General features: G+C 44.0%; 5 protein-coding genes. All 5 read right to left on the reverse strand.

Going from position 1 to position 12,303, the window contains the following annotated elements:
* Positions 1 to 37: 37 nt before the first annotated feature.
* The 5 genes from ACX0G7_RS00805 to ACX0G7_RS00825 all read right to left on the reverse strand — a co-directional run bounded on the left by ACX0G7_RS00805 (position 38) and on the right by ACX0G7_RS00825 (position 12,290).
* The gene (locus ACX0G7_RS00805) at positions 38 to 2,377 is read right to left on the reverse strand and encodes an ABC transporter permease (protein ID WP_458921497.1); all 2,340 of its coding nucleotides are present in this window, start codon (positions 2,375 to 2,377) and stop codon (positions 38 to 40) included.
* 62 nt (positions 2,378 to 2,439) lie between these two features.
* Entirely contained in the window at positions 2,440 to 4,848 is a 2,409-nt protein-coding gene (locus tag ACX0G7_RS00810; RefSeq protein WP_458921498.1) for an ABC transporter permease, read from the reverse strand.
* A gap of 96 nt (positions 4,849 to 4,944) precedes the next feature.
* Positions 4,945 to 7,362 carry an ABC transporter permease gene (locus tag ACX0G7_RS00815; RefSeq protein ID WP_458921499.1) on the reverse strand — a complete coding sequence of 806 codons (2,418 nt, stop codon included), beginning with the start codon at positions 7,360 to 7,362 and terminating at the stop codon, positions 4,945 to 4,947.
* 47 nt (positions 7,363 to 7,409) lie between these two features.
* Complete coding sequence (locus ACX0G7_RS00820; protein WP_458921500.1) at positions 7,410 to 9,845, reverse strand: ABC transporter permease; 2,436 nt, start codon at positions 9,843 to 9,845, stop codon at positions 7,410 to 7,412.
* 21 nt (positions 9,846 to 9,866) lie between these two features.
* Positions 9,867 to 12,290: an ABC transporter permease gene (locus ACX0G7_RS00825; protein WP_458921501.1), complete on the reverse strand. Its 2,424-nt coding sequence runs from the start codon at positions 12,288 to 12,290 to the stop codon at positions 9,867 to 9,869.
* Between the last annotated feature and the right edge of the window lie 13 nt (positions 12,291 to 12,303).

The following is a 12,303-nucleotide window of genomic DNA, read 5'->3' on the forward strand; positions in this document are numbered from 1 at the left end:
GATACCCTGGAAAAAATTTTCATTTTGTGCAATGACCTTACTCTGCTTTCAGTTTCGTCGCCGGGTTAGCGTAGGCCGCCCTGGCGATATTGAGCCAGACGATGCTCATTGTGAGCAGTATCACTATGATACCGACTACACCGAATATCCAACCTTGCACTGTTACGCGGTAAGAATAATTTTGTAGCCAGTTATTCATTGCCCACCAGGTTAACGGGACTGCTATTAAAAATGCAACCATCACCAGTTTTATGAACTCCTTTGCAATCAGCATGAGCAATTGCTGGACGGAGGCGCCGAGGATTTTCCGGACGCAGATCTCACGGAGCCTTCTTTCTATTGTGTAGGAAGCCAGACCCGCCATTCCCAGGCAACAAATGAAGATAGCAAGTCCTGCGAACAGATTAGTGAGTTTACCTATCAGTTCCTCAGTAACAAACTTCCTGTTGAATTCAGCATCAACAAAACGATACTCAAATGGTGAACCCGGATTGTATTTTGTCAGCACTTTTTCTATAGTGCCGATTGCCTTCTGCGGAGCAGTATTTTGATTCAACCGTATGGTGATGGTACCGCGCGAACTCTGGCGATACATGATTATCATCGGGTCTACCGGTTGATAAGGAGAAGTCATAACCACGTTTTCGGTTACCCCGCGCACAACGAAATTGCGGTCACCGTAACGCATGATAGCACCTATTGGATTTTTCAGGCCCATTGTCTTGACGGCTGCTGCGTTCAGCAGCATCGAAGATGTGTCAGCGGGCGTGTTCCCAAAATCGCGTCCTTCAATGATCCGGATACCCATCGTCTTTGTAAAGTCCTGTGAAACTCCCATCGATGAAACGATCATCTGGCCTTCCGGCTTGCCTTCGTAATCGGGTGCCGGCGTATAATTATAGATCTCGGTAATAGGCGAAGAAGTTTGTGTGAGCGAGTATACATCACCTGACTGCATCAGTTCGTTCCGGATTGCCTGGATATTGCGGCTAATGTCGGGGGTGGAGGGAAGCATGAGCAGGTTATCATTTTTATAACCCAGGTCGCGGTTTTTGACGTGTTGGATCTGCTGGTAAATAATTAAAGTGGATGAGATCAACAGTATTGAGATTACAAATTGAGCCACAACCAGTAATCGCCTGGGTGTTGCAGCCGCTTTACCAGGCAGAAAAGTTCCTTTCAAAACAGTGACCGGGTTGAATGATGAGAGATAGACAGCCGGGTAACTACCGGCTACCAACCCGGTGAAAACAACGATACCACCCGAGAGCAGCCAGAACTGCCAGTTGGAAACGGGCAATTCAAGTTGCCTTCCGATCAGGACATTAAACACCGGTAAAAGCAAATACACCGCAATGATTGATATGATCAAGGCAATGATTGCGAGGATCACTGACTCACAAAAAAACTGTAACATCAGCTGCGATTTTCCTGAACCCAATGTCTTCCTGATTCCGACTTCACGCGCACGTTTTTCAGAGCGGGCCGTAGACAGATTCATGAAGTTTATGCATCCGATCAATAGGATCACAAAAGCGATGATCGAGAACATCTTTACATAAGTGATCATTCCGCCCGTATTCTTTCCGTCCTTGAAATCACTATACAGCCTCCACTTTTCCATCGGATGCAAAAAATATGATGAATTGTTATTGTCGCTATGTTTAGCCACGATATTGTTGACCGCTTTTTCAAGAACACCAGCTTCCTGTACACCATTTGTCTGCACATAGACGTTATTATACGAATTGACCCAATCCTGCATTGAGGCAGCTTCGAAATTGTACGGACTAATGAAGTCAAAAATAACAGACGAGTTACCAGGCACATCTTCAATCACTGCGGCAATCTTGACATCACGGCTATTATCAATCCTGACTATTTTATTGATGACATCTTCTGAATTAAACAAAGCAAGTGCAGTGCTCCTTGTTACTACCAGGCCATCGGGTATGGCCAGGGCAGTTTCCGGATCTCCTTTCAACACTTTTTGAGGAAACACCTTAAAATAATGCTTGCTGACGCGGTACCCTGACTTTTTAAGCTTTTTGTCGCCATTGGCAAGAATACGATCTTCACTGTAGGATGTGAAGGTTGCATATTTTACCTGGGGAAGTTCTTGTTCAAGGGCGTCAGCAAGAGGTAGAATGATAGAGTTGTCTGTATATATGTTGCCATTGAAATTACGGTTCGCGTATAACTGGTATGTAGAACTATAGTTCTTATAATGTTTGTTCCATGAAAGTTCGCTCTGAACCCAGAGAAGGATCAGCAGTGTAGCGGTAATGCCAATAGTAAGGCTAACGAGGTTGGTAAGGGCAAAACTTTTGTTTCTAACGAGATTGCGCCATGCTGTTTTAAAATAATTCCTGAACATACGTTAAGAGAGTTATGAGTTATGAATTATGAGTGATGAGTGGAGCCCACTGAAATCACCGCTTATTCAGCTTTAAGACTTTTTACCGGGTTTGTCCACGCTGCCTTGATTGCCTGGAAAGACACCGTCAGCAACGCAATGACAAGAGATGCAACTCCGGCAAGGGCAAAGATGAACCAGTTGATTTCAATACGGAAAGCAAATCCCTCCAGCCACCTGGTCAAGGCAAACCAGGCTAATGGCCATGCAATAATATTTGCAAGTACAACCAGCTTTACGAAGTCAACTGAAAGCAGGCTGACCATACTCTGAACAGAAGCCCCAAGCACTTTCCGTATGCCGATTTCCTTTATCCTTTTCTCTGCTGAAAAAGAGGCGAGACCAAATAAACCAAGGCAGCTGATAAGTATTGCAAGCCCGGCAAGGATTCCCACAACTTCACTTACCTGCTTGTCGGATTTATATAATTCATTAAAATGTTCATCGAGGAATTTATAATCGATAGGATAGTCAGGTACAACTTGTTTCCAGATTGCTTTTACCTGCTCTATCGCTGCCTTTGTATCCGTTCCTTTCAGTCGAACCGACATTTCAGAATAACCCCAGTCTTTCTGGGTAAGCAGGCAAAGCGTTTCAACCTTATGATGCAGGGAATTAAAATTGAAATTCTTTGTTATCCCGATGATGGAGCCGGTTGAATCCATTCCTCCAAAGCCAAATCTTTTACCAATGAGCGACTCAAGTTTTCCATTCTTATCATCCCGCAATAGTTCCCTCGCCAGGTTCTCGTTGATGATATAGGCCTTCGCATTGTCCGTCTGATAATCCCTGGAGAAATTGCGGCCGGCGATCAATTCAATTTTATAGAGGGTGAGGAAATCAGGGTCGACAACATTCTGTGATACGGCCAGCTCTTTGGCACCATTGGGGCCATGATATACCACGCCCGTTTGATGGAGGTTATTGCCGAGTCTCTGTTGCGATGCTGAAACAGCAACGACTGCTGTTGATCCCAGCAAAGACTCTTTGATCGTATTGTATTTTGGAAAGGTTTTATTATTTAGTTGAAGAAGCATAACGTGTTCACGGTTGAATCCGGGATCTTTATCCTGCATAAACCGAAGTTGTTTCACCGCAAAACTGGTTGCAATGATTAGAAACACCGAACCGGTAAATTGTGTAACAACAAGCGCATTACGAAAAAAACTTTTTGATTTCCCGGATACAATTGATCCCTTTAGTACACGGGCAGGTTGGAAAGATGAAAGATAAAGAGAGGGATAAAGACCAGCTATTACGCCTGTCAATATCGTCCCTCCGAAAAGTATTCCGAAAAGGGATGGATCAGTGAACAACGGAAACTCCAGTTGCCTCTCACTTAAATTTCTTACGTAAGGTAAAGCGAGGACCACCATCAGGATGGCAAGCAGCAGGGAAAAGATGCAGATCAATACGGATTCGCTGATAAACTGAAAGCCAAGCTGTATTCTGAGCGCACCTATTGATTTTCTGACTCCAACCTCCCTTGCCCTGTTTGCCGATTTAGCCGTTGCAAGATTCATGAAATTTATACAGGCAATAAGCAGGACTATTATGGCGATCACAGAAAATATCCTGGTATAACGTTTATCAAATTTTTGGAAGTTATGGTAGTCATGGGTGATATCGACAGAGTTTGCATGAATGTCCTTTAATGGTTGTAAAAACAGTTCATAAAAATTCCGGCTCTCTTCATTCATGTATTTTTTTAGTATTGCAGGGAACTTCTTTTCAAGATTACTGATATTCGTGTTCGGGGCAAGCTCAAAATAGGTGATGAGCCAGTTACCGCCCCAGTTGGTCATGAGCTCGGGCCTCGCAACAGTGCTGAACGAAAACACTCCATCGAATTGCAGATGCGATGGTTTCGGAATATCCTCGAGTATACCGGTAACCTTGAATATAATGGTATCACCATCGAACCGTGTGACTGTTTTCCCTATGGGATCAGTATTCCCGAACAAACGTGCAGCAGAAGTTTCGGTTAACACAATGCTGTTCGGTTTTTCCAGCACCGACCTGCGGTTGCCTAACAGCAATTTGAAATCGAACATCTGGAGGAAGTTCGAGTCTGCGCACAGAATTTTTGGAAAGATGATCTTTTTATCTTCAAAGGTCAGATCCATATTGTTCCTGGCATTTAACCTGGTAAAATCCAATATCTCAGGATATTCCTTTTTCATTACCGGCGCCATCGGATACATGGATAACGCAACTTTCTGGGGTGCTACCATACCGGGAAACTTCTGAACCTCATCCAGGCGGTATATATTTTTTGTGTGGAACCTGTCAAAGCTTGTCTCATAGTGCACAAAAAGCATGATGACGATGCAGGCCGCCATTCCTGTCGCCAGTCCGAGTATATTAAGAGAAGAAAAAAAGGAATTTTTCCAAAGGTTCCGCCATGCGGTTTTAATATAATTCCTGATCATATTCTACTATTTTTAAACGACGCAATTTTATGTCGGCCATGTTGTAATGCCAGGTGCCAGTTAGTTAAATCAATAACACTTGCCAAATTCACCGGCTTATTCAGCCTTCAGGCTTTTAACCGGGTTTGCGAGTGCAGAGCGGATGGCTTGTATACTAAGAGTTATCAGTGCAATTAAAAGCGCAGTTCCACCTGCAATTAAAAATACTGTCCAGTTAATCTTTACCTGGTACGCGAAATCCTGTAACCAGTATCTCATGGCCACCCAGGCAATGGGAGTCGCTATAACGAATGCGATGGCTACGAGCTTCAACAGGTCAACAGACAGAAGTTTAACGATGCCCGCTACACTTGCGCCCAATACTTTCCGGATACCGATTTCTTTAGATTTCTGGATGGCGGTGAAAGTAACCAGTCCAAACAAACCCAGGCAGGCAATAGAGATTGCGAGTACAGTCAGAATAAGTAATAATGTGCCTTGCTTTTGCTCACTCTTATACTGCGCATTGAAGTTTTCGCTAAGAAACCGGAATTCGGGATTGGCTGAAGGATCGAATTGTTGATACGTTTTCTTAAGAAAGGCAAGGGCAGCAGGAATATTTTTAGCGCTCACTCTTACATAAAGATTGTCCTTCATCACTTCTGCCTGGGGCATTTGTAATATCAGTGGTTCCAGCTTGTGCTGAAGGGAATAAATATGAAAATCCTTTACAACGCCAACAACAATTGATTCCCCCAGCTTACCCTCATTATTCACCGGATACCTCACTCTTTTGCCGATAGGTTGTTTCCAACCCAGTTCTTTAACCAGCGTTTCATTCACAAGTATGCTTGAAGCCTGGTCTCCCTTCCTTTGTTCAGAGTAGTTTCTCCCGGCAACCAATTCTATTTCAAGTGTCTTAAGATAATCGCCGTCAACCATGAAGTTTTGTGTCTTCCGTGTTGAGCTGGAAAAACTTCCTGCTTCACCAGGCGTCTTAGATTCTTCCTCGAAATATATTCCATTTGACCCTATATTATTATTTCCGATCGGGTTGCTTGCTGCCGAAACTGATTCAACCAGCGGGCTTCGTAAAAACGCTTCTTTCAATGAAGCTGTTTTTTCTCTCAGTTCATCATTGTCTATATGGAATGTCAATACCTGGTCCTTGTTTAAACCAAGGTTTTTATTTTGAATATAATTAAGCTGCTGGTAAACAATATATGATCCAGCAATCATCATGATGGTGATAACGAATTGGAAAGTAACCAGTGCTTTGCGGAATAAGGTGGTGCCCGTTCTAGAACCTATCTGACCTTTCAGAGAGGGGATCATCATGAAGCCAGACATAAAAAATGCCGGGTAAATGCCGCTTATCAATCCGGCTGCAACTGTGAAGGAAAACAAAGTCAGCAGTGTAACCGCCATGCCAAACCGCCAGATTGAAAGTTCTTTTCCGGACAATTGATTGAATAATGGCATAACCAGTTGCGCAATCAATACTGCCAGGGTACCCGCAAAAAGACAAATGAGGACAGACTCTGCCAGGAACATAATAACAAGCTGCCTTTTACCAGATCCTATTACTTTCCTGACACCGATTTCCTTAACACGATAGGAGGCCCTTGCTGTTGAAAGATTCATGTAGTTAATGGATGCAATCACAAGTACCAGCAGTCCAATGATCGAGAAGACATAAACATACTGCATGTTGCCATTGGTTGCCAGTTCGTATTCAAGGTTAGAATGAAGATGAATTGATGACAAGGGTTGAAGTTCCATCCGGTAATCTATACCCTTACCCATCGAAGGTTCCAGGTGTTTACTGAAGAAGGCAGGTAATTTTGATTCGAGATTCTTTACCTCGGCGCCTTTTTTAAGCAGGATGTAGGTATAGAGTTCAAATGCCTGCCAGTCTGCCGTATATCCCGCGGGCAGTGATCTTAAGCCCCGGAACCTGAAATGTGAATTGGCAGGCAGATCTTCTATTACTGCACTGACCGTATTCGGGAACTTGTTTTCGAAGTATATCGTTTTTCCCAACGCAGTGCCCGCATCGCCAAACAGGGTTTCAGCAAGTGAGCGGGTTATAACAATTGTTTGCGGTGCTGAAAGAGCATTTGTTGGACTGCCTGCAATAAACTGATAAGTGAACACCGAGAATATGCTGTTGTCAGTGAACATTATATCATGTGCCTGTATAGACTTATCACCAACAGTAATGATACCGCCCCCTTCAGCGTTAATTCGCACTGCTTCTTCCACCTCAGGATATTCCGCTTTCAGTGTCGGGGCAAAAGGTGCCGAGGTGGGAGCGAGGTGGAAACCACTTTCCTTCCAGCTGGCGTGATGTACAACACGGTAGATACGATCCCCCTTTTTGTGATACCGGTCAAAACTCAGCTCATCGCCTATATACAAAGCGATCAGCCAGAAAGCTGTCAATCCGATAGAAAGCCCGGCAATATTTATGATCGAAAACACTGGCTGCTTGCGAATGTTTCTCCATGCGATGGTAAAATAACTTTTGAGCATTACAAAGCATTTAAATGTTACAGAATCCACAAGCCAGGTACCTCACCTTACTCGGTACGTAAACTATTTACCGGGTTGGCTGCTGCCACTTTAATCGTCTGCACAGTGATGGTGATCAGGGCTATCAGTATAATCAGCAATGCCGGAACTATGAACAGCCAGGCACTGACGGGCATTTTAAAAGCATAGTCCTGCAACCATTGACCAAGCAGGTAATAGGTGACAGGGATTGCGATCATTAGGGCAATAAGTATCGGTTTTACAAAGTCTTTTGTTAACAACAAAAGGATGTTGAAGCGATTGGCTCCTGACACTTTCCTGATACCAACCTCCTTTGTTCTCTGGGTGGTGATGAATGATGCAAGACCAAATAGCCCCATACATGACACTATGATGGCAAGGACTGCAAAAAGTCCGAATGTTTGTCCGAAACGGTTGTCATCCTTGTATTGAGCTGCATAATGATCGTTCAGGAAAAAATATTCAAACGGATTCCCGGGAAAAAAATTTGCCCACTTTTGTTTTGAATTGTCCACTATACTGTTCCACTGCTTATTACCCGGATCGATCTGCACAGAATAGTAATTCCTTGCATCCGGTATCAAGCGGAATATATGAGCATCGTATGCTTCGCGGAGTGACTCCTGGTGATGATTTGAAACGACTCCGATTATAGTGTACTGATCACCCCAGAAATCAATCCTTTTGTTGATGGCCTCTTCCGGCTTATTGAAGCCGAGCAGCTTAATCGCCGACTCATTAAACAAAACAGCGTTAGGATCAGTTTTATATTGCATCGAGAAGTTCCGGCCTTTCAGAATTTTCAACCCATAAGCGTCAAGGAAATCATAGTCTATTCCAATTACGCGATACTGATTTGTCTTTGATCCATCACCGCCCACGAGTCCTATTCCGCCAGCGTTCCACCCGACCTTATTACCGGGCACTTCGGTAGAGGCGGTTACCTTAGTGACCCCCGGAATACGGAGCATCTCATTTTTGAAGGCATTGATCTTTTCAGAGTAGAGCGAATCAGTCACATTGGGGCCGCGCAAAACCAATGTCTGATTGATATTCACACCGAGTTCCTGCTGCTGCATAAATTTCAACTGGCTATATACACTGAACGTCCCCACTACCAGTGCCACTGAAGCGGCAAACTGGAGTACCACAAGGCTGTGCCGGAGAATCGCGCCATGTTTACTTTTCATGAGACGGCCTTTCAACACTGCAATAGGTTTGAAAGAAGATAGTACAAAAGCAGGGTAGAGGCCCGACAAAAAGGTTCCGATCAGGAATAGGCCGGCTAAGGCAAACCAGAAATTCCGGTCCAGGAAATCATTGAAGCTGAAATCTCTGCCGGTAAGATTATTAAAAAGCGGTAAGGTTGCGAAAACAATAAGCATAGCCAGGAAAACGGCAAAAAGATTTACCAGCAGTGATTCCATCAGGAACTGGCCAATCAGCTGACTTCTATAAGAACCCATCACCTTTCTTACTCCAACTTCCCGGGCACGCTCAACAGCCCTGGCGGTCGAAAGGTTTATATAATTGATCCAGGCAATAACAATGATAAACAGCGAAATGATAAGCAGGAAACTCACGGATTTAGCATTGCCATTCGGCTCAGCTTCCATCATATAATGACTGGTCAGATGGATGTCTTTTAATGGTTGAAGATTATACTCAAGCCCGGTATTACCAGCCTTCATTTCCGCGCCGAAACGTTGCTGAACAAGCGAATTGATTTTTGATTCAACCTTCGCGGCATCGGCCCCCCGTTTTAAAAGGATATAAGTATACCAGCCATCCCAGTCAAAGGTGGTTTCTACGTCATTATTACCATTATTATTGTTCGCCCGAACCAACTTCACAAAAGTTGGCATTGACAGCAAGAGCTCAAATTTCAGGTGCGTATTCTCCGGCATATCTGCCATGACACCGGTGATCTTGTAGTTCTCCTGTTTATTCCGGGAAAGAACTTTTCCCATCGGATCTTCGTTACCAAAATATTTCCTGGCGCAGGAAACGGTAATCACCGCAGTATTCGGTTCTGTAAGTGCACCTTTTATCTTCCCGCTGACAATAGGATATGAAAAAATATTAAGGAAATCCTCATTGGCATAATAGGCGCGGGTTTGACGGAACTCTACATTGTTGTAAGACATCACTGCCGTACCGGCTGACCTGAACCAGGCGTATGATTCTATCTCAGGTAAGGCCTGCCTGAAAGTTTTACCTGCCCCGGCTGCACCGGCTGCCCATTGTGTCGACAACTTACCTTCATTGAACCTGTCTTGCTGCAGGCGGAAAATGCGCTCGCCTTTTGAATGGAAGTTGTCGAAACTTCGTTCAAACCGCACATAGTGAAGTATCAACAAACACGCAGCGATGCCGAGTGATAAACCAAACACATTTATGAAAGAAAAGCCTTTGTGCTTGAGAATGTTTCTCCATGCAGTCTTAAGATAACTTTTTATCATAAAAAGAGTATTAAGTGCTTTTTATTCGGATCTGATGCTTTTGACAGGATTGGCAAGAGCCGCCCGTATAGCTTTGTAACCAACCGTTATCCATGCGATAATTAAGGATATGATTATTGCAAGGATAAACACACCTGCACCGATTGGTATTTTGAACTCGAAGTTGTTGAGCCAGTCACTCATCACATACCAGGCAATGGGTGCAGCAATGGCGAACGCGATCGTGATCAGGATCGTAAACTCCCGGGAGAACAGGTACACAATGTTGCCCACCGATGCGCCCAATACTTTTCGAATACCAACCTCCTTGGTTTTCTGAACTGCAAGAAAAGAAACAAGCCCATATAACCCGAGGCAGGAAATGAATATAGCAAGCCCCGCAAAAATCTTATACAGGCCGCTCAGTTGATTTTCCTGTTGGTAGAAATTATCGATGCTTTCGTCCATGAAGAGATTGGTGTTTGCGTATTCAGGAAAAAATTCATCCCATTTTCCAAGTACTGCAGTTTTTGCTTTCAACATATCGGCCGAGTGTAATTTAATGGCAGTAACCGTATAGAAATTACTGAGGCTGCTGATCATTAGCGGTTTTACAGTCTCACGGAGAGAATTTGTTTTAAAGTCTTTGACGACTCCGACTACCGGCAACCATGCATTGCGGCCGATCCGGATATTTTTTCCAATAGCTTCATTGGGAGATTTTAGCCCTAATTGTGTCAGGAGTGTTTCATTGACCACTGCCTCGTGCATGGTATCACTCCTTGCGAAGCCGCGGCCGGCAACAAGCTGGAGACCGAAGGTTTTGAAATAATCCTCATCGGCAAATTTAAGGTACAGGTTAAAGTCCTCGTCAGGCTTCATATCAAAAGCGAAATTGGTAGAGGAGTTATTGTCAGACGAGGGTACGTCGCTGGTAAAGGAAACCGCCTTTACACCGGGAACCTGGAGCACTGCAGATTTAAATGCGGACTGGCGTGCAAGCAATGCACTGTCGGCATTGCTGTTAATGACAAGTACCGCATCCTTATTAAACCCAATATCCGCATTCTTGACGAAGTTCATCTGGCTGACGGCTATGATCGTGCCGATGGTCAATACCTGGGAGATACCAAACTGCAACACAACCAACGCTCTTCTGAGGGATATGCCCCCCGCCATCGATGAAGTCATTTTGTTTTTCAGGACCTGTGCGGGACTGAACCCTGAAAGGATCAGCGAAGGATAAACTCCTGATAAAAATGTAACAGCGATAAGTACTACCAAAAGAAATAGGGCTGAAGATCTATCAAATAGACTCAATGGTTCATTAATAGAAACAAAGTTTTTCACATAGGGTAAAACAATGTATGCAAGAGCCAGAGAGATAGTGATGGATATACAAACGATCAGACCGGTTTCTCCCATCATCTGCCTGAAAAGCTGGCCGCGGCTGCTTCCCAAAACCTTTCTTACCCCCACCTCCCGTGACCGTCCAACAGCCTGCGCGGTGGAAAGATTCACAAAATTGATGGAAGCCATTATGATGATAAGGACACCAATAAAAGATAAGATATTTAAAGTGGATCTTGAAATGACGTGATCGCCGAGGTTTTCAAACCTGGTATCAAAATGAATTTCCCGCAGTGGCTGAACCATGTTCTTCCTTACCTCCCGCCGTGATGATACAGGGTAATGCGATTTGCTATATGTTTCGAGTTGTTTGTTGAATGATGATTCAGTTACCCCGGCCGGCAGAAGTGTATAGATCTGGAAGTTGCTGGTGATATGCCCCCATTGATCTGAATAGCCATTGGGACCTTTGATGTTTTTATAGGTCTCAAACGAACCAATCAGTTGCAAAGGAAAATCTGAATTAACCGGAGGCGTCTCAATGATACCAGCTACAGTTACAGGCGTTGCATTATCAATCAATAATGATTTGCCCAGGGCTTCTTTCCAGTTGCCAAAATATTTTTCAGCTTTGGCCTTTGTGAGCACGGCTACATTCGGTTCATTGAGAATCTGCGGCTGACCTTCAAGCCACTTATAACTGAAGATCTCAAAAAAACGGGCATCAGTATAAATCAGGCCATTTTCTTCGATGTATTTAGGATTGGCAACCGCTGCCGGAGATTTGTCTTTCAGAACAGTGACCTGGCTACCAAAGCTTGAATACAAGGCTCCGAATTTGATAGTGGGAAAACTTGCCCTCAGTGCGTCGAGGTTTGGATAGGGGTTACCTATTGTATATTGCAATTCACCACCTTTAGGTTTGTCAACGGTAACTACGCGGTAAATGTTATTATATTCCTTTTGAAATGTATCATAGCTGTATTCATACCTGATGACCAGGAACAATAATAAACTGGCAGCGATTCCTATCGATAAACCAGCGATATTAATAGCCGAATAGCCTTTATATCTTATGATATTCCGGACGGCGACTTTCAGATAATTTCTGATCATGATTTTTGATATG

This window comes from Flavitalea antarctica (assembly GCF_054461535.1).